Annotated in this window: 17 protein-coding genes; 7 read left to right on the forward strand and 10 right to left on the reverse strand. The window is 67.5% G+C overall.

The window, feature by feature from the left end; genetic code table 11:
• The first annotated feature begins 114 nt into the window (after window positions 1–114).
• The 3 genes from LTH96_RS06360 to LTH96_RS06370 all read left to right on the forward strand — a co-directional run bounded on the left by LTH96_RS06360 (window position 115) and on the right by LTH96_RS06370 (window position 4,262).
• Entirely contained in the window at window positions 115–2,679 is a 2,565-nt protein-coding gene (locus LTH96_RS06360) for a DNA topoisomerase (ATP-hydrolyzing) subunit A (protein WP_241464881.1), read from the forward strand.
• A 134-nt stretch (window positions 2,680–2,813) separates the two neighbouring features.
• On the forward strand, window positions 2,814–3,155 hold the full coding sequence (locus tag LTH96_RS06365; protein ID WP_241464882.1) for a BlaI/MecI/CopY family transcriptional regulator: 342 nt from the start codon (window positions 2,814–2,816) through the stop codon (window positions 3,153–3,155).
• An 81-nt stretch (window positions 3,156–3,236) separates the two neighbouring features.
• On the forward strand, window positions 3,237–4,262 hold the full coding sequence (locus tag LTH96_RS06370) for a M56 family metallopeptidase (RefSeq protein ID WP_241464883.1): 1,026 nt from the start codon (window positions 3,237–3,239) through the stop codon (window positions 4,260–4,262).
• Window positions 4,263–4,304: 42 nt separating this feature from the next.
• Here the strand turns inward: LTH96_RS06370 and LTH96_RS06375 are convergent, their stop codons facing one another.
• Together LTH96_RS06375 and LTH96_RS06380 are read right to left on the reverse strand one after the other, a co-directional pair.
• The gene (locus LTH96_RS06375) at window positions 4,305–5,066 is read right to left on the reverse strand and encodes an SDR family oxidoreductase (protein ID WP_241464884.1); all 762 of its coding nucleotides are present in this window, start codon (window positions 5,064–5,066) and stop codon (window positions 4,305–4,307) included.
• 93 nt (window positions 5,067–5,159) lie between these two features.
• Window positions 5,160–5,867: a beta-ketoacyl-ACP reductase gene (locus tag LTH96_RS06380; RefSeq protein WP_241464885.1), complete on the reverse strand. Its 708-nt coding sequence runs from the start codon at window positions 5,865–5,867 to the stop codon at window positions 5,160–5,162.
• A gap of 156 nt (window positions 5,868–6,023) precedes the next feature.
• On the opposite strand from LTH96_RS06380, the gene LTH96_RS06385 reads away from it, so the two are divergent.
• Genes LTH96_RS06385 through LTH96_RS06395 form a run of 3 tightly spaced genes read left to right on the forward strand, consistent with a single transcriptional unit; the run spans window position 6,024 to window position 7,785 of the window.
• Window positions 6,024–6,539 carry a DUF3099 domain-containing protein gene (locus tag LTH96_RS06385; protein ID WP_241464886.1) on the forward strand — a complete coding sequence of 172 codons (516 nt, stop codon included), beginning with the start codon at window positions 6,024–6,026 and terminating at the stop codon, window positions 6,537–6,539.
• Window positions 6,539–6,859 carry an acetone carboxylase gene (locus LTH96_RS06390; RefSeq protein WP_241464887.1) on the forward strand — a complete coding sequence of 107 codons (321 nt, stop codon included), beginning with the start codon at window positions 6,539–6,541 and terminating at the stop codon, window positions 6,857–6,859. Before LTH96_RS06385 ends, LTH96_RS06390 begins: the two co-directional genes overlap by 1 nt.
• On the forward strand, window positions 6,856–7,785 hold the full coding sequence (locus tag LTH96_RS06395) for an SURF1 family protein (protein ID WP_241464888.1): 930 nt from the start codon (window positions 6,856–6,858) through the stop codon (window positions 7,783–7,785). Before LTH96_RS06390 ends, LTH96_RS06395 begins: the two co-directional genes overlap by 4 nt.
• Window positions 7,786–7,922: 137 nt before the next feature.
• Here LTH96_RS06395 and LTH96_RS06400 read toward each other — a convergent pair whose 3' ends face one another.
• Entirely contained in the window at window positions 7,923–9,521 is a 1,599-nt protein-coding gene (locus LTH96_RS06400; RefSeq protein ID WP_241464889.1) for an ABC-F family ATP-binding cassette domain-containing protein, read from the reverse strand.
• 65 nt (window positions 9,522–9,586) lie between these two features.
• Between LTH96_RS06400 and LTH96_RS06405 the strand changes: the two genes are divergently transcribed.
• A complete protein-coding gene (locus LTH96_RS06405; RefSeq protein ID WP_241464890.1) occupies window positions 9,587–10,276 on the forward strand; it encodes an ABC transporter ATP-binding protein in 690 nt (229 codons plus the stop codon).
• 1 nt (window position 10,277) lies between these two features.
• Here the strand turns inward: LTH96_RS06405 and LTH96_RS06410 are convergent, their stop codons facing one another.
• From LTH96_RS06410 to LTH96_RS06440, 7 genes are all read right to left on the reverse strand, one after another.
• Window positions 10,278–11,741, reverse strand: coding sequence for a sugar transferase (locus tag LTH96_RS06410; RefSeq protein WP_241464891.1), 1,464 nt, complete (start codon window positions 11,739–11,741; stop codon window positions 10,278–10,280).
• The gene (locus LTH96_RS06415; protein WP_241464892.1) at window positions 11,738–12,751 is read right to left on the reverse strand and encodes an ATP-grasp fold amidoligase family protein; all 1,014 of its coding nucleotides are present in this window, start codon (window positions 12,749–12,751) and stop codon (window positions 11,738–11,740) included. Before LTH96_RS06415 ends, LTH96_RS06410 begins: the two co-directional genes overlap by 4 nt.
• A 91-nt stretch (window positions 12,752–12,842) precedes the next feature.
• The gene (locus LTH96_RS06420) at window positions 12,843–13,739 is read right to left on the reverse strand and encodes an ATP-grasp fold amidoligase family protein (protein ID WP_241464893.1); all 897 of its coding nucleotides are present in this window, start codon (window positions 13,737–13,739) and stop codon (window positions 12,843–12,845) included.
• A 114-nt stretch (window positions 13,740–13,853) separates the two neighbouring features.
• The gene (locus LTH96_RS06425; protein ID WP_241464894.1) at window positions 13,854–14,750 is read right to left on the reverse strand and encodes an ATP-grasp fold amidoligase family protein; all 897 of its coding nucleotides are present in this window, start codon (window positions 14,748–14,750) and stop codon (window positions 13,854–13,856) included.
• A 5-nt stretch (window positions 14,751–14,755) separates the two neighbouring features.
• On the reverse strand, window positions 14,756–16,180 hold the full coding sequence (locus LTH96_RS06430; RefSeq protein ID WP_241464895.1) for a lipopolysaccharide biosynthesis protein: 1,425 nt from the start codon (window positions 16,178–16,180) through the stop codon (window positions 14,756–14,758).
• 70 nt (window positions 16,181–16,250) lie between these two features.
• On the reverse strand, window positions 16,251–17,207 hold the full coding sequence (locus LTH96_RS06435) for a glycosyltransferase family A protein (protein ID WP_241464896.1): 957 nt from the start codon (window positions 17,205–17,207) through the stop codon (window positions 16,251–16,253).
• Window positions 17,207–17,950 (reverse strand): WecB/TagA/CpsF family glycosyltransferase, encoded by a 744-nt coding sequence (locus LTH96_RS06440; protein ID WP_241464897.1) that lies wholly within the window; start codon window positions 17,948–17,950, stop codon window positions 17,207–17,209. Before LTH96_RS06440 ends, LTH96_RS06435 begins: the two co-directional genes overlap by 1 nt.
• Between the last annotated feature and the right edge of the window lie 85 nt (window positions 17,951–18,035).

Raw genomic sequence — 18,035 nt, forward strand, 5'->3', positions numbered from 1 at the left:
ATAGATACCCACCCTCCGAGCTGCACCAGATCACCGCACCTCCAGCTATTGTGAGACCCCCGCGGCTGACACCTGCACCTGCCCTCCGAGAGATACAGGACCAGCACACTCGCTATGGCCCGCCGTTCCAAGAGCGCCGACAGTCCCCCGGTCACCCCGGAGGAGAACATCATCGACATCGACGTCTCTGCGGAGATGGAGACCTCCTTCCTGGAGTACGCGTATTCGGTGATCTACTCGCGCGCCCTGCCCGACGCCCGCGACGGTCTCAAGCCGGTGCAGCGCCGGATCCTGTACATGATGGCGGACATGGGCCTGCGCCCGGAGAAGGGCCATGTGAAGTCGGCCCGAGTGGTCGGCGAGGTGATGGGCAAGCTGCACCCGCACGGCGACGCCGCGATCTATGACGCACTGGTCCGAATGGCTCAGTCCTTCGCCCTGCGGCTGCCGCTGGTGGACGGGCATGGCAACTTCGGCTCGCTCGACGACGGGCCCGCCGCCCCGCGCTACACCGAGGCGCGGATGACCGCCGCGGCACTGTCGATGACGGCCGACCTCGACGAGGACGTCGTGGACTTCGAGCCCAACTACGACAACCAGCTCACCCAGCCCGGCGTGCTGCCCAGCGCCTTCCCCAACCTGTTGGTCAACGGGGCCTCCGGGATCGCGGTGGGCATGGCCACGAACATGCCCCCGCACAACATGCGCGAGGTCATCAACGGCGCCAAGCATCTGATCCTGCACCCGGAGTCCACCCTCGAGGACCTCATCCGCCACATCCCCGGCCCCGACCTCCCCTCCGGCGGTCGGATCGTGGGACTCGACGGGATCCGCGACGCCTACCGCACCGGCCGCGGCTCGTTCAAGACCCGGGCCAAGGTCTCGATCGAGCAGGTCTCGGCCCGCAAGACCGGCATCGTGGTGACCCAGCTGCCCTACATGGTCGGTCCGGAGAAGGTCATCGAGAAGATCAAGGACGCGGTGCAGGCGAAGAAGCTCACCGGCATCTCCGACGTCTTGGACCTGACCGACCGCAAGCACGGGCTGCGGATGATCATCGAGCTCAAGGCGGGCTTCAACCCGCAGGCAGTGCTCGCCCAGCTCTACCGGCACACCCCGCTGGAGGACTCCTTCGGGATCAACAACGTCGCGCTGGTCAACGGCCAGCCGCGCACGCTGGGGCTGCTGGAGATGCTGCAGGTCTACGTGGACCACCGGCTGAACGTGGTCCGCCGGCGCAGCGCCTATCGGCTGCGCAAGCGCCAGGCCAGGCTGCACCTGGTCGAGGGGCTTCTCGTCGCGATCCTCGACATCGACGAGGTCATCCAGATCATCCGCGCCGCAGAGGACACCGCGGCGGCCCGGACCCGGCTGATGAGCATCTTCGATCTGAGCCAGGCGCAGGCCGATCACATCCTGGAGCTGCGCCTGCGCCAGCTGACCCGGTACTCCGCGCTGGAGCTGGAGCAGGAGAAGGAGCGCCTCGAGGCAGAGATCGCCGAGCTCGAAGCGATCCTCGGTTCTGAGGAACGGCTGCGCGGCCTGGTCGCCGATGAGCTCGACGAGGTGGCCGCCAAATACGGCGATGACCGGCGCACCGAGCTGCTCGACGCCGAGGTCGCCCCGGCCCTCTCCGCGCAGCCGGACCCCGCGGCCCCCGCCGGCGCCGGATCCAGTCTGCAGATCCCCGACGCCGACTGTTGGGCGGTGCTCTCGAGCTCTGGCCAGCTGGCCCGCACCACCAACCGGTCCACGCTGGTGCACCCCACCCGGCGCGCCCGCCACGATGCGCTGACCTCGGCGGTGCCGACCACCGCCCGCGGCGAGATCGGGGCGGTCACCACCGCCGGTCGGATGATCCGCGTGCCGGTGGTGGACATGCCCGCCGTGGAGATGTCCTCCGGCGGCGTCAACCTCAACCAGGGGGTGAAGGCCAAGGAGTTCCTGCACCTGGAGAAGAACGAGGAGCTGCTCGCCTTCGTCCCGCTCGATGCTGTCATCGCCCTGGGCACCGCGCAGGGTCGGGTCAAACGGGTGAATCCGGACTACCCGCTGAACCGCGACGACTGGGAGGTCATCTCGCTCAAGGGCGAGGGACGTGCCCAGGACCGGGTCGTCGGAGCCGCTGTGGCGGCCGACGACGCCGACCAGCTCTGCTTCATCACCGCCGGCGCGCAGCTGCTGCGCTTCGAGGCCGCGCTGGTCCGCGCCCAGGGACGCACCGCGGCCGGGATGCTGGGGATCAAGCTCAGCCCCGAGGACACCGTCATCGCCTTCTCCGTGGTGCCCGCCGCGTCAGGCAAGGACCAGACGCAGGACCCCGCACAGGGCCACGAGGCAAGCTCCGCGGCCCTGGTGGTGACCCTCGCCGCCGGCGACACCCCGCTGGAAGGCTTCGAAGCGGGCAGCATCAAGCTCACCGACTTCTCGGAGTTCCCGGCCAAGGGTCGCGGCACCGCCGGGGTGCGGGCTCATCGCTTCATGCGCGGGGAGGACCACCTGAAGCTGGGCTGGGCCGGCATAGGACCCGCGCTCGGCGCTGCGAAGAACGGCGTCGCGCGGATCCTGCCCTCGGAGATGGTGCGCCGAGACGGTTCCGGAATACCGCTGGAACGGGGCGTCGACGCCGTCGCTCCGAGTCCGGAGGCGCTGGCAGCCGCAGCGGTCGCGGCAACATGACACGTGATTACTACATCGTGTAGAAATCACGGGCCAGCAGGGGTATCCTTTGACATTATCTGGCTGCGCAGCCGCTCTCAGCGGCCACCCCACCAGCACTGTTGATGTCTCGCCGCAAGAAGGAGCACCCCAAGATGGCCACTCTCGGAGGACTCGAGCGCTCGGTCATGAGCCTGCTCTGGGACGGCGCCGAATCGCTCAGCGCCAACGAGGTGCGCGACCGCCTCGGTGAGGATCTCGCCGTGACCACCGTGCTGACCGTGCTGTCCAGGCTGGAGCGCAAAGACATGGTTCGACGCGAACGCTCCACCCGCCCGCACCGCTACACCGCTGTCGCCTCCCGCGAGGAGCACACCGTAGAGATGCTCAACGAGGTGCTCGGCACCGCCGGAGACCGTGAAGCGGTGCTCGCCCGGTTCATCGGGGGCATTCCGGACTCCGAGGCCGCGGCCCTGCGCCGGCTGCTGCAGAAATAGCCGCCCAGTACACGGACGCTCGCGCGGGCGTGACCAGACCCACGTGCGGAGACCGAGCTCCTCGGAGACTAAACTGATCCGGTGACCATCCTCGCCGTCTGCCTCGCCGCACTGGCCCTTGCCCTGGCCATCCCTGTGCCGCGGGTGCTGAGCCGGGCGAAGTTCCGCGCACGCTCCCCCTGGGCGGCGATGCTGCTCTGGCAGGCGATCGCGCTGGCCGGGGGACTCTCCATGGTCGGCGCCCCGATCGTGTACGGGCTCGGCCCCTTCGGAGACACGGTGCCGGGCGCCGCGGTGCACGTGCTTCGACTCTCAGCGGCGGCCGACTTCGCTGCGCTGGCCGAGCTTCCGGTCCATCCCGGCCACATCTTCGCACTGTGTCTGGGCGTGCTTCTGGGCTGTCACCTGCTGGCGACGCTGCTGCTCACCTACGTGCGAGTGCTGGGCCAGCGCCGACGCCACCGCGATGTGGTGCGTCTGCTCTCGACGCCGGTCCAGGGCGATCAGGCCGCGACCCTGGGGCGGCATCTGAACCTCTCCCCCGACCTGCTTCACGCCCACGTGCTCGAGCATGAGGCGCCGCTGGCCTATTGTCTGCCCGGTCGCACGAACTCTGGTTCGGTCACTGTGCTCTCCCGGGGACTGCTGGATCAGCTCTCCGAGGGGGAGCTCGCCGCCGTCGTCGCGCATGAGAAGACGCACCTCCAGCAGCGACACCATTTCCTGACCATGGCCTTCGAGGCCTGGTACCGGGCGCTGCCCTGGCTGCCCACCACCCGGCACGGTCGCGCCGCGGTCACCGAGCTCACCGAGATGCTGGCCGACGACGGCGCCCTGCGCGCCCACGCGCGCGAGGATCTGGTGCGCGCCCTGGCGCTGAGCTCCGCCGGGCTGGAGCACCGCGATGTTCGGCGGGACGGGTCCGCGACGGAGGCGTTCACCGGTGGGGCCGAGGTCCAGGAGCAGTCGGCCCTGATCACCACTGCCCGGCTGAGCAGGCTGCTGATCCCGCCCGAGCCGCTGGGCGGGCCAGCCCTGGCCGGGATCGTGGCGATCGTGGCGGCCTTGATCCTGGTCCCCACCGCCGCCCTGCTGCTGGGCCCCTGACCCCTCTCCGCGCGGAGCGGCTCAGCCCGAGCGCGGAGCGGCTCAGCCGTTGGCGGCCAGGAAGTCCTCGGCGCCCCCGACGAGCTCGGTGTGCCCCTGCGGAAGATCCTTGCGCCCGATGAGCGCTGCGATCTCGGCGGCGAACTCCTCGACGCTGTAGAGCTTCCCGGCGGCCTCGCGGCGGGTCTCGAGGGCGCCCGGCTCCGCGCGCTCGAGCAGCGTCGCGGTGATGGTTCCCTCGATCATGTCCCCGGAGACGATGGTCAGCGTGATGCCCTTGGCGTCGAGCTCTGGGACGAGTTCGAGCAGCGCGTCCTCGCCGGCCCGCTTGGAGCGTGCCACCGGCTCGTAGGCGTCCATGGTGGCCGTCTGCTTGATGAAGTGCGCCTGGTGGCTGGTCACGAACACGATCTGTGACCCTGCGGGCATCATCTCGAGGGCGGTGCGCGCCATCTGGACCTGGGCGTCCCGGTTGAGCTTCAGCGCGTAGTCCTCGCCGCGGCCGGACTCCATCCCTCCGGAGGCGTTGAGCACCAGCAGGTTCAGCGCACCGAAGTTCTCCACGGCGGCGTCGACCAGCGCCTGGGCGTCGGCGGCCTCGGTGAGGTCCGCACCCACGGCCACGGCGCGTCCACCGGAGGCCTCGATGCCGGCCACCACTTTCTTGGCCCGGGGCGCCTTCTGCCGGTAGTTCACGACGACGCCGGCGCCGCGGGCCCCGATCAGGGCCGCGGTGGCGGCGCCGATGCCGCGCGACGATCCGGTGATGATGGCGCCGGTTCCGGCGAGATCCTGCTCTGTCATGACGGTGTCCTCAGTTCTGCTTGTGCCTGATGCGTACGGGAGTGCGCGTGCTGGGGGTGCGGGTGCTGGGGAATGCGGGCCGGCGGGGAGGGCTCAGTGGCCCATGCCCAGGCCGCCGTCGACCGGGATGACGGCGCCGGAGATGTAGCCGGCCTCCGCGGAGGCTAGCCAGCGGACCGCCGAGGCCACCTCGGTGGGCTCGGCGAAGCGTCCTGCGGGGATGTTCTGCAGGTACTTGGCCTGCGTCGCGTCGTCCAGCTCGTCGGTCATGTCGGATCGCACGAAGCCCGGGGAGACGACGTTTGCGGTGATGCCGCGGCTGCCGAGCTCTCGGGTCAGCGAGCGGGCCATGCCGATCAGCCCAGCTTTGGACGAGGCATAGTTGATCTGGCCCGGAGAGCCGTAGAGCCCGACCACCGAGGAGATCAGCACGACCCGGCCCTTCTTCATCCGGATCATGCCCTTGGAGGCGCGCTTGAGCACCCGGAAGGCACCGGTGAGGTTGGTGTCGAGCACGTCGGTGAAGTCCTCCTCGCTCATCCGCATCAGCAGTGTGTCGCGGGTGATGCCGGCGTTGGCCACCAGGACCTCCACCGGACCGTGAGCCTGTTCGACCTCGGTGAAGGCTGCATCGACGGACGCGGCGTCGGTGACGTCCGCGGCCACGCCGAGCGCTCCCTCGGGGGCGTCTCCGTTGCGGGTGGTGACGGCAACCTTGTCCCCGTTGGCGATGAACGCCTCGGCGATGGCGCGGCCGATGCCACGGTTGCCGCCGGTGATCAGTACGCTGCGTGCGGTCATGAGTCTCCTTGTTACGGGTATGGGCACGATGCGACGCACGCGCTGAGCGGCGCCATCGGCTCTGAATCTCTTCTCGGCCCAACCCTATGCCAGCCCGTATGTGACCGTCGCGTCACATCGCCGTCGGACACCAGGTTGGGCCACTAGAATAGACCGGTGAGCGACCAGGTCCACTCGATCACTGATGCTCCCCAGAAGCACAGTGACGAGCAGCACTCAAGGATGGTGCGCTATGCGGTGTCTATGGGCATCCGCATGGTGTGTTTCATCCTTGCGGTGATCCTGCAGAACTGGATGACCTGGGTCTTGCTGGCTGCCGCAGTGGTGCTGCCCTATGTCGCGGTCACCACGGCCAATGTCGGCGCCGACCGGTACATGGGGCGTCGGCAGTCCGAGGACCTGGACTCCCCCGCGATGCTGGCCACCACCCATGAAGACGGTGAGCCCGAGGCTGACCGGCAGTGGTGGGAGGAGGACGAGCCCGCGCTTCACAACGGCGCCTCCAACGGTTTCTCCGAGTCCGAGGTGATCGCCGGCGAGCTGGTGGAGCCCGACGACCAGGAGGAACAGGGCGAGAGTTCCGAGGATCACACCAGGTCTCCGGATCCGGAGGAGCCCGCGCACCAGGACCGATCGACCCAGCCCCTCGATGATCAGGACTTGCACCGCTGATGGACCTCTTGAACACCCTGGGCGGCGACGGCGCACAGCCCGGACCGCAGAGTCCTCAATGCTCGCGCAAGGACTGCCGGTTCGACGCGACCTGGCAGGTGCTCTGGAACAACCCGAAGGTCCATACGCCCGAGCGGCGCAAGATCTGGCTGGCGTGTGACGAGCACCGTCCCTGGCTGGAGAACTATCTCGCCCAGCGGCTCTTCTGGCGCAGCACCCAACCGCTCGACGCCGGCACCGCCCCCGAGTCCTTCAGCGACACCGCCGCCACCCGCGCTCCCAGCACCCCAGACGATGATCCGCATCGGAGGCAGCTGTGAGGCGCTACCGCTTTCTGCTGACCCCCACCTGGCTGGGCTGGCTGGGCATCTGTGTGCTCTTCGCCGTGGCCTGCGTGTTCCTCGGCCAGTGGCAGATCGACCGGCGCGAGGTCGCGCTGGAAGAGATCAACCGGATCGTGGAGAACTACGACCAGGACCCGATCCCCTACACCGAGGGCCGCGAGCTCTTCGAGTCCGCCGATGAGCAGGACGAATGGACGGTGGTGGAGCTCACCGGCGAGTATCTCACGCAGGATTCCAGGCTGGTCCGCAACCGCGGCCACAGCGGCTCCGTGGGCTACGAATCGGTGGTCCCCTTCGCGGTGGCGGGCACCGAGGATGTGGTCGCCATCGACCGCGGCTGGCTGCCCACCGACAGCACCGACGGCTCCCGGCCGGCGCTGAATCCCGATCCGCCGGAGGGCGAAGTGGACCTGGTGGCTCGCATCCGTCCCGCGGAGCCGGAGATCAACCGGGACGCACCGGAGGGCCAGCTGGCCTCCATCGACCTGGATGAGTACCAGGACCAGCTGGGGTATGACCTGCTGACCGGCGGTTATGGACTCATGGCGGAGGAATCACCGGCACCCGAGGTCGCCCCGCGGCAGCTGATCCAACCCTCCCAGGATGAGGGCCCGCACCTGTCCTACTCGATGCAGTGGATCACCTTCGGGCTGCTCGGCTTCATCGGATGGGGCTACGCCGCCCGGATCCACGCCCGCAACCGTGACTACGAGCAGGCCGAGGCGCTGATCTCCGGAGAGCCGCACCACGCTGAGGGGCCTGGCGCTCCGGTGCACGCGGCCTCCTCAGCGCCGGCGCAGGACCGGATCCGTGAGGCCAAGCGCCGGCAGCGGATCAAGACCGGCCGGCTCTCGGATGAGGACCTCGAAGACGCCTGGGTGGACCAGCGGCTGCACCGCTGAGGGGATGTTCCCCGCGGATGGGTGCCCATCCTCGCCCGACTCCGCCTGCCGCCGCTGCACGGATTCGTCGTCGAGCTGCCAGCGGGTGAGTTCTGTGCCCGGTCCGAGGCGGCAGGTCGGACCAGGCAAGCCGAAGCTCAGGCGAGCGTGATGAGGTCTTCGTATTCCTTGGTGTAGAGGTCTTCCTCGCCATCGGGCAGCAGCAGAACTCGGTCGGGGCTCAGCGCCTCGACAGCACCCGGGTCGTGGCTGACCAGGACGACGGCGCCCTCGTAGGTGCGCAGCGCGGCGAGGATCTCCTCGCGGCTGGCCGGGTCCAGGTTGTTCGTCGGCTCGTCCAGCAGCAGCACGTTCGCGCTGGAGGCCACCAGCGAGGCCAGCGCCAGGCGGGTCTTCTCGCCGCCGGAGAGCACCGAGGCGGGCTTGCTGACGTCGTCGCCGGAGAACAGGAAGGACCCGAGGATCTTCCGCTGATCGGTGTCGTTGAGGAACGGGGCGGCGGTCTTCATGTTCTCCAGCACCGAGCTCTCGGTGTCCAGGGTGTCGTGCTCCTGGGCGAAGTAGCCGAGCTTGAGTCCGTGGCCGGAGATGACCCGTCCGGAGTCTGCCTCGGCGGCCCCGGCAAGCAGGCGCAGCAGCGTGGTCTTGCCCGCGCCGTTGTAGCCCAGGATCACCACGCGGGACCCGCGGTCGATCGCGAGGTCGAGCCCGGTGAAGATCTCCAGCGAGCCATAGGACTTCGAGAGTCCCTCGGCCATGAGCGGGGTCTTGCCGCAGGAGGACGGGGCGGGGAAGCGGATGTTCGCCACCCGCTCGGCGGCCCGCTCCCCTTCAAGTCCGGCCATCATCCGGTCGGCGCGCTTGAGCATGGACTGGGCGGCGACGGCCTTGGTGGCCTTGGCGCGCATCTTCTCGGCCTGGAAGCGCAGCGTGCTGGCCTTCTTCTCCGCGTTGGCGTATTCCCGCTTACGCCGAGCGGCGTCCTGCTCGCGCTGGACCAGGTACTTCTTCCAGCCCATGTTGTAGACATCGAGCGTGGTGCGGTTGCCGTCGAGGTAGAAGACCTTGTTCACGGTGGACTCGATGAGGTCCACGTCGTGGGAGATCATCAGGACTCCCCCTGCGTAGTTCTGCAGGTGATCGCGCAGCCAGACGATGGAGTCGGCGTCGAGGTGGTTGGTGGGCTCATCCAGCAGCAGCGTGTCGGCGTCGGAGAAGAGGATCCGGGCGAGCTCCACGCGGCGGCGCTGACCGCCGGAGAGGGTCTTCAGCGGCTGGGTGAGGATGCGTTCAGGCAGGTCCAGGTTGTTGCAGATCATGGCGGCCTCGGCCTCGGCGGAGTAGCCGCCGGCGGCGTCGAACCGGGTCTGGACCTTCCCGTACTGGGTCATGGCCTTGTCCCGCACGGCGTCGTCGGTGCTCATCATGTCCTGCTCGGCCTGGCGCAGCTTCGTGGTGATCACGTCGAGCTCGCGGGCGGAGAGGATCCGGTCGCGGGAGAGCTGCTCCATATCGTCGATCTTGGGGTCCTGCGGCAGGTAGCCGATGCTGCCGCGGCGCTCCACATGGCCGGCGGCGGGCTGGGTCAGCCCGGCCAGCACCTTGGTCATCGTCGTCTTGCCCGCGCCATTGCGACCGACGAGCCCGACCTTGTCACCGGAGTCGATCCGGAAGTTGACCTCGTCCATCAGCAGGCGCGCGCCGGCGCGGAGTTCAAGATTGGATACGCTGATCAACGGTGCAGCTTCCCTTCGGGCCGAACAGAGTGCGTCGGCCTGACAATTTCAGATGGGTGGGTTTGGTGGACAACCTCTCTAGTGTAACGACGACGCTCGATGCCGTCGCATTCGACGTCGATACGGCCGAGGGCGGGAGACGCCGGATCCTGCATCCACTGACCCTGACTCTGCACCAGCACCGGATCGCCGTGATCGGCGCCAACGGCTCGGGCAAGTCCACGCTGCTGCGTCTGATCGCCGGTCTGGTGGCGCCCTCGCAGGGATCCCTCCAGCTCAGGCCTGCTGGCGTGCGCTCCGGGTTCATCTTCGCCAACCCGCAGGCTCAACTGATCATGCCGGTGGTCGGTGAGGACATCGCGTTCTCGCTGCGCCGCAGCATCAGATCGGCCGCAGGGCGGCGTGAGCGCAGTCGTGAGATCTTGGACACCATGGGGCTCGGGGACCGTGAGGATTCGAGCATCTATGACCTCTCCTCCGGAGAGCGGCAGAAGGTCGCCCTCGCCGGAGTCCTGGCTGCCGAGCCGGAGCTGGTCCTGGCCGATGAGCCCACCACCCTGCTGGATCTGCGCAGCACCGTGGAGTTCACCGAGCTGCTGATGGGTCTCGACGCGCCGATGATCGTGGCCACCCATGACCTCGAGCTCGCGGCGCGAGCCGAACGGGTGCTGGTCTTCGAAGCGGGCCGGCTCATCGCCGACGACGCGCCCGCCCCGGCGATCGCCCGCTACCGCGAGATCGCCGGCGCACTCTGAGTCAGTAGGCCCCGGCCCCGCCGAAGACCGCCCGCGCGGTGCGCAGCACGATCTGAATGTCTCCCAGCAGCGTCCAGTTCTCAACGTAGTAGAGGTCCAGCCTCACGCTCTCCTCCCAGGAGAGGTCCGAGCGACCGGCCACCTGCCACAGCCCGGTGATCCCGGGCTTGACCAGCAGCCGCCGGTGCGTGTGGTCGTCGTAGGCCTCCACCTCACGGGGCAGCGGCGGGCGCGGCCCCACCACTGACATCTCCCCGCGCAGCACGTTGTAGAACTGCGGCAGCTCATCCAGGCTCAGCCGGCGCAGCACTGCACCGATCCGGGTGACCCGAGGATCCCTGCGCATCTTGAAGAGCACCCCGTTGCCTTCCGAACGCTCCTCCAGCAGCGAGAGATGTTCTTCGGCGTCGACCACCATGGAGCGGAACTTGAGCATCGAGAACCGTGAGTGATTGATCCCGACGCGCTCCTGCCGGAAGAGCACCGGTCCTGGGCTGTCCAGCCGGACCCAGATCGCGATGGTGATCAGCAGCGGGGCAAGCATCAGCAGCGCCAGCGCGGAGAAGACGACGTCGAAGGTGCGCTTGGTCAGCCGCGCCGTCCCGGTCAGTCGTGGGTAGGCCACGTGCAGCAGGGGGACTCCTGCGACCATGTTGGAAGTGATCCGCGAGCCGGCAGTCTCTGTGATGGAGGGCACCACGACGAGGTTCACATCCAGCGCGTCCAGCGCCCACCCCAGCTCCCGCACCCCCTGGGCGGAGAACAGGTCCGTCTCCGTCAGCAGCACCAGATCAGCGGCGCTGCGGGTGACGACGTCCACGATCTGCGCGACGACGCGCTCCCGGGTCTCGACGTCAGCAACGGTGTGATCGCCCTGGACCTCGTGGATCGCCGTGACAGTAGTGCCGGTGACCGTCCTGGATCCACGCACTGCCGAGACGACATGACGGACCTTTCGAGGATTTCCCACCACCACGGCACGATGGGTCCACTTTCCTCGACGCCACTGGGCGTGGAGCATCCGGCGCCACAGCCAACGAGCCATCAGCACGGCGATCGTCCCGATCGGCAGCGACCAGATGAGGTGTTCGCGGGCGACGGCCAGGTCGAGAGCGACCAGCGCGGTGAACAACAGACCGAAGCTCGTGAGCGTGGCGACCAGCACTCTCCGGTATTCCGTGACGTCAGCCCCGATATGCCGCCAGTCCCGAGACCGGCTCACGCTCAGCGCGGCGATCCAGAGCACGCCGAGCACAGCGGTGGTGACCACCGGTGCTTCCGGCAGCGCCAACAGGTGGACCACGGTCAGGACACCGGTGATGACCGCGAGATCCGTGACCACCAGCCGCCTGGCGTAGCCTCGCTGCCAGCGGCGCGCCGAGGCGGGGCCCGCCGGTGAGCCCATCCAATCGAGTCTCTGCTCGGCGCTGGCGATGTTCACTGCAGAGGAGGGCTGGCTGGTCATGGAACAGCCCCCTCTGTCACTGCCCGGACGGGAAGGGGGCCGAGAACGACAAGGTCGGCAGGATCGGTGGCACTGTGGAAGACGACGGTGTGGTCCAGATCAACCGTGCCACCTGACGAGACCGCATTGGCCGCGTTGATGACGCGCGGCAGTTCTGCCGGGTACTCCTTGACGGTGTCGAATCCAGCCCACCAGGCACCCAGCTGGAGATCCACCGCGTCCGGGCTGAAGGGATCCATTCCGCCGGAGGGGTAGGGAGTGAGCTCGCCGAACCACACTTCGCCATCAAGGCTGTAGAGGTCCACACGCATGAAGTCGTAGCCAGCACCGAGAGTCTCCGCAGCGCGGACCATCTCGCCGAAGTTCTTCGGTGGCGGAACAGCCGCACCACGTGGAGCCTCGTTGGTCATGTCGAGCGGTTCCCAGTCGCGGTTGTAAAATACCTCCGTGAAGTCGTCGGTGAAACGTCCGACGTCGGTGTGCAGTATCTTCAGCTGCCCGTGAAAGACATAGAACTTGTAGTCGATCAGCGGCGCACCGTCACCGATGCGCGGTTCGATGATGAGTTCCCGCCGTGCCTGTCCGTAGGCCCACTCCCCCACCGCGATCCGGTCATACGGGCGCAGCCATCCCTTGGTCACCCGGCGCAGGTCCGCCAGGGTCGTGCTGCGATCCCCGAAGTACACGGCCTTGCATTGATGGTTCGGCTTGATCACCCAGTGGTCAGGCAGGGTCGAGAGATCGAGCTGGTTCAGATCGGTGCCGTGCCACAGCGTCTCTGGCACGTTGATCCAGGGTGCTCGCTCGGCGGCGCAGTCCTTCATCGCTCGCTTGTCGCAGGTCCAGGCGATCTCCGGACTGCGGTCCTGAAGCATCCGCTGGGTCAGGAACTCGGTGAACCGCGAGGGTTTCTTGAAGTTCCCCCAGCGTCCGAATCGGCGGCGGTACATGATCTGCCGCAGTATGGGATCTGGAATGGGGGTCAGCAGTCGCCGGACTGAGGGGTGCATGGTGATTACCTTTCAAGGGGAGCGGCCCGTGTGGCAGGCATCGAAGACGGTGCAGGTTCGGTGGGTGCAGCTGCCGGGGTGGTCTGGGTGATCATGGGAGGGATGGCGCCTCCTCGGTCAGGCCTCGCAGCTCTTCCGGGTACTCCTTGAGGGTGTCGAATCCGGCCCACCAGGCGCCCAGCTGCAGATCCACCGACTCCGGAGTGAAGAGATCCATTCCGCCGGAGGGGTAGGGAGTCAGCTCCCCGAACCACAGCTCCCCGTCGAGGTTGTAGAGGTCCACGCGCATGAAGTCGTAGCCAGCACCGAGCGTCTCCGCAGCGCGTATCATGTCCTCGAAGTTCTTCGGGCGGGAAGCGACCGCCCCTCGTGGGAGTTCACAGGTGATGTCCAGGGGCTCCCAGTCGCGGTCGTAGAACACTTCCTCGAAGGGACCCGAGAAGCTGTCCAGGTCGGTGTGCAGGATGCGCGCTCGCCCATGGAAGACGAAGATCTTGAAGTCCGTGAGCGGAGCTCCGTCCCCGATGCGCGGTTCGATGATGAGTTCCCGCCGTGCCTGTCCGTAGGCCCACTCCCCCACCGCGATCCGGTCATAGGGAAGCAGCCATCCCTTGGTCACCCGGCGCAGGTCCGCCAGGGTCGTGCTGCGATCCCCCATATAGACGGCTTTGCTTCGATGGTTCGGCTTGATCACCCAGTGATCGGGCAGGGTCGAGAGATCCAGCTGGTTCAGATCGGTGCCGTGCCACAGCGTCTCTGGCACGTTGATCCATGGTGCTCGTTCGGCGGCATAGTCCTTCATCGCTCGCTTGTCGCAGGTCCAGGCGATCTCCGGACTGCGGTCCTGAAGCATCCGCTGCGTCAGGAACTCGGTGAACCGCGAAGGTCTCTTGAAGTTCCCCCACCGTCCGAACTTGCGGCGGTACATGATCTGCCGCAGAACCGGGTCAGGGATGGGGGTCAGCAGCCTGCGAAAAGAGGGGTGCATGGTGATTGCCTTTCTGGGGAGCGGCCTGCACGGCAGGCATCGGTGCTGGTGCGGGGTCGGTGAGTGGTGGACAGATTCATCTGACTCAGATGCCTGCCGGGGCGGTCTGGGTGATCATGGGAGAGATGGCGCCTCCTCGGTCAGGCCTCGCAGCTCTTCCGGGTACTCCTTGAGGGTGTCGAATCCAGCCCACCAGGCGCCCAGCTGCAGATCCACCGACTCCGGAGTGAAGAGATCCATTCCGCCGGAGGGGTAGGGGGTCAGCTCCCCGAACCACACTTCGCCGTCGATGGTGGACAGATCCACGCGCATGAAGTCGTAGCCAGCACCGAGCGTCTCCGCCGCACGCACCATCTCGTCGAACTTCTCCGGCCGTGGCTCTACAGCTCCCCGAGGTCCGCCATTGGTGATGTCCAGGGGCTCCCAGTCGCGGTTGTAGAACACCTCCGCGAAATTGTTCCTGAAGCGTCCCAAGTCGGTGTGCAGGATCTGGAAGCGGCCGTGGAAGACGAAGATGTTGAGTTCCCTCAGCGGAGCTCCATCCCCGATCCTGGGCTCGATGATGAGCTCACGCCGCGCCTGTCCGTAGGCCCACTCCCCCACCGCGATCCGGTCATACGGGCGCAGCCATCCCTTGGTCACCCGGCGCAGGTCCGCCAGGGTCGTGCTGCGATCCCCCATATAGACGGCTTTGCTTCGATGGTTCGGCTTGATCACCCAGTGATCGGGCAGCGTCGAGAGATCGAGCTCGTTCAGATCGGTGCCGTGCCACAGCGTCTCTGGCACGTTGATCCATGGTGCTCGCTCGGCGGCGTACTCCTTCATCGCACGCTTGTCGCAGGTCCAGGCGATCTCCGGACTGCGGTCCTGAAGCATCCGCTGGGTCAGGAACTCGGTGAACCGCGAGGGCTTCTTGAAGTTCCCCCACCGTCCGAACCTGCGGCGGTACATGATCTGCCGCAGAACGGGATCAGGGATGGGGGTCAGCAGCCTGCGCAAGGAGGAGTGCATGGTCATTACCTCTCTAGGGGAGCTGCCTGCACGGCAGGCATCGGTGCTGGTGCAGGGTCGGTGGCTGGTCGGGCAGCGGATGCTTCCGTGCGCGGGTGGCGGACAAGCCTGGAGGCCATGAGAAGTCCCGGGATGACCTGGGCGAGAGTCACTCCCAGGGCCATCGAGACTCCCGGAGCTGCGGGGCCCAGCCCCAGCTGTATCCCGAACAAGGTGCCCGGCACGACCAGGATGAGCAGCACCAGTGACATCGCCGCCTGGCGCCAGAATCCACGGCGGTCGGTGAAGAGATTGGTCTGGGTCAGATGTGCGGCCTGCGCGACGAGGGCCGCTCCGAGACCGAGGACGACGCCCCAGGAAGGTACGAGAGCGCCCCCGGTGACGAGACCTGCCACGGGCCGGGCGAAGATGATGAAGCCCAGAGCAGCGCAGGCGCCGAGCCCGGTGAGCAACAGATTCGCTCGTCGCCAGAGCTGTGGACTCGGGTCCACGGCGAAGCGCGGCCAGAGCACCGTCGCGGCCATATAGAGGACCGAGTAGATCGGCATGTAGAGCTGCAGGGCGATGGCGTATTCGCTCAGGTCCAGGGCTGTGGCTGCACTGGCCAGGACCAGCCTGCCGTGCTGCTCGGAGAGGACCATCCCGGCGGTGGCCAGCAGCACTGGGAGCCCGCCAAGCAGGATGAGTCTGATCGACGTCCCCTCGGCGATCTCCTCACGGCGCTCGTCGTGTCCAGCAGGCACGGGGCAGCCGTCCACGGGGTTCTCGTTCGCGGATCGCTCCGGTATGAGGATCGTACGGATGCCGATGCGCGGGTGCAGGAAGGCGAGGTAGCCGCAGACGCCGAGGAAGCCGAGCGTGCTCAGCGGCAGCCCGAGCGCCAGCCAGGCGACGGGCACTCCCAGCTGTCCGAGGGCGTAGACGACCAGCACGTTTCCGACCGAGGGGAGCAGACCGAGCAGGACGAGAACATCCGAACGGTCTCGACCCACCAGCACTCGCTCCGCGATCCCCAGCGGAAGGCTCAGGAAGAAGACCCCCAATACCAGACTCATGACCAGGTCGACCTGTGGGGCGAGTGTTTCAGGAACTTCAAAGACTCTGGACCAGAATCCATACACTCCGCTCAGCGCCGCGGCCGTGGCACCGAGAAGTCCCACCGCGAGCAGCAGCAGGGCGGTGCGTCTGATGAGGGTGCGGACCTCCTCTGCGGCCCGTGCCGAACCATCAACCCGGGCCACCGCTCGAGCCACGGCCGCTCCCATGCCGAGATCGGCGAACGGGAGAGCAAGCTGCAGCTGGGCGACCAGGGTGATGAATCCGAACGCAAGCACCCCGGCATAGTGCACGGTGAGTCCCGCCGTGGTCAGTGCACAGAGCGCGCTGATCGGCAGCACGGCGATGCGCAGACCAGCGGTTCGCGCGAACATCGCGGTCCAGCTTCGGTGCGGCCCCGGTCTCGGCGGCCCCGGGTTCACCGATGCGGCGTGTACTGTCTCTTCAGTCATGCCCACCGACTTGCAGCATCCCGGACATGGCGACCACGATGGCCGCCGCGTGTGGGCGAGCCCGCAGGCACTTCGCCAGCTGTCGGACACCCTGGTTCCAGGCTCCGGAGGCGAAGGCGTCCCGCGCCACGACCGAGGCCTGGAAGTCGGCGCGGGAGCGTTCCGAGATCTCGGTGCCTATCGAGTCGAGCCAGCGTGAGCTGGCCTGCCAGTCCGCGCTGCGCGAGATGGAGCCGACGCTGGCCTGGTGCACTCGCACCAGCACCTCGGGCAGCATCGTCAGCGTCTTGCCGGCCGCTTCGAGCCTTGCGAGCCAGTCCCAGTCCTGGTGCCGGGTCAGCTCGTCGTTCCAGGGGACCTCCAGCGCGGTGGACCTGCTGCACAGCAGCGAGGAGGTCTGCATGAAGGTTCGCCGCAGCCGCAGCGTGGAGCGGTCGAGGATGTAGTCCACCACCGCCTCCGCGTCCTCGCCCTCTGCCTGGTAGAGCCGCTCGGGGACCACTCGACTCGACGATCCCACGAGCAGCGAGCGCGAGCTCACCACGGTGTTGTCGTCCACCACCGCCATCTGCAGGGCGGCCTTCTCAGAGACCCACTCGTCGTCGTCGTCGAGGAAGGCCACATGCGTCGTGCTGGCGCTGCGCACTCCGAGGTTGCGGGCACCGGCTCCCCCGAGCCCTCCTGGGGTGAGGACCATGATGTGCGGCAGCCCGGTGAGCAGCTTCTCGACGCTGGCGGCGTTCTCGGGCCGGTCGAGGACCACCAGGACTGTGGTTTCCCAGGTCTGGCGCAGCACCGACCGGACGGCCCGCTTGAGCGAGCGGCGCCCTACGGTAGGGATGATCGCGGTCAGGGACCGAGCGTGCTGAGGTTCGGTGTACTCGTAGAGCTCAGCGGTGAACGGCCCGCGCCTCGCGGCGTCGATCCGGGAGGGGGTGTCGATGCTCATCACGCCCTCCACATCAGCAGGGCGGCGAGCTTCATGGGTTCCAGGAGATAGCGTCCGGCGAGTCGACGCGGGTCTGTGGCCAGTCGCCACGCCCACTCCAGGCCCATCGCTCCGAGCCGGCGTGGGGCGAGCGACTGGGTGCCTCCCAGCTGGTCCAGTGCGCCTCCCACCGTGGCGATCACCGGGACGTCCACGCGCGAGGCCAGCTCATCGGCGATGCGCTCCTGCAGCGGCATGCCCATGCCGATCAGCAGAACCTGCGGATCGTGATCCCGAATGCTGGCGGCTACCTCTTCGATGTTCTCCGCTCGCCACGGGTCACCGGGAATGGCCTGCCAGTCCACCTCGCCGTCCAGTGAGCTCAGATGCTTCAGCACTGCGTCGCTGGCGGCCGGCGTGCCGCCGAGCAGAGACACGCGATGGATGCCCTCCAGGTCCGCCAGGCCCTCCACCCAGTCGGTGGATCCGATGCGGTGCTCGGTGCGAAGCGGCACCCGGAGCCCGAGCCGCATCAGGGCCAGCAGCGGCATGCCGTCGACGACGACGGCCCCGGCCCGGTCATAGAAGTCGCGGAACTCCGGCAGGCTGTACCAGAGATAGACGGAGTGAAGATTGTGGCCGGCGACGAGCATCCGACGGTGTTCGCGGGCGGCGTCGCGGATATGGTCCAGAAGTTCTTCTCTGCGCAGCGGAGTGACATCGACGTTGAGCAGCGGAACATTCAGGGACGGGATGACAGTCATCAGAGATCTCCTCGTGGATGAATCGATGGTGCATGTGACGGTGCGCTGATGCGGTGCTGTATCACCTGTCTGGAGCGCAGGAGCA

It is taken from the genome of Nesterenkonia sp. LB17, from assembly GCF_022565915.1.
Classification (GTDB): Bacteria; Actinomycetota; Actinomycetes; order Actinomycetales; family Micrococcaceae; genus Nesterenkonia.

Excerpts from the sequence above, each read along its gene's own strand:
- LTH96_RS06360 (WP_241464881.1), top strand. The coding sequence starts at position 115 with ATGGCCCGCCGTTCCAAGAGCGCCGACAGTCCCCCGGTCACCCCGGAG.
- LTH96_RS06375 (WP_241464884.1), bottom strand. The coding sequence starts at position 5,066 with ATGACAGAGCAGGATCTCGCCGGAACCGGCGCCATCATCACCGGATCG.
- LTH96_RS06410 (WP_241464891.1), bottom strand. The coding sequence starts at position 11,741 with ATGACCAGCCAGCCCTCCTCTGCAGTGAACATCGCCAGCGCCGAGCAG.
- LTH96_RS06415 (WP_241464892.1), bottom strand. The coding sequence starts at position 12,751 with ATGCACCCCTCAGTCCGGCGACTGCTGACCCCCATTCCAGATCCCATA.
- LTH96_RS06430 (WP_241464895.1), bottom strand. The coding sequence starts at position 16,180 with ATGTTCGCGCGAACCGCTGGTCTGCGCATCGCCGTGCTGCCGATCAGC.
- LTH96_RS06420 (WP_241464893.1), bottom strand. The coding sequence starts at position 13,739 with ATGCACCCCTCTTTTCGCAGGCTGCTGACCCCCATCCCTGACCCGGTT.
- LTH96_RS06390 (WP_241464887.1), top strand. The coding sequence starts at position 6,539 with ATGGACCTCTTGAACACCCTGGGCGGCGACGGCGCACAGCCCGGACCG.
- LTH96_RS06435 (WP_241464896.1), bottom strand. The coding sequence starts at position 17,207 with ATGAGCATCGACACCCCCTCCCGGATCGACGCCGCGAGGCGCGGGCCG.
- LTH96_RS06365 (WP_241464882.1), top strand. The coding sequence starts at position 2,814 with ATGGCCACTCTCGGAGGACTCGAGCGCTCGGTCATGAGCCTGCTCTGG.
- LTH96_RS06380 (WP_241464885.1), bottom strand. The coding sequence starts at position 5,867 with ATGACCGCACGCAGCGTACTGATCACCGGCGGCAACCGTGGCATCGGC.
- LTH96_RS06440 (WP_241464897.1), bottom strand. The coding sequence starts at position 17,950 with ATGACTGTCATCCCGTCCCTGAATGTTCCGCTGCTCAACGTCGATGTC.
- LTH96_RS06425 (WP_241464894.1), bottom strand. The coding sequence starts at position 14,750 with ATGCACTCCTCCTTGCGCAGGCTGCTGACCCCCATCCCTGATCCCGTT.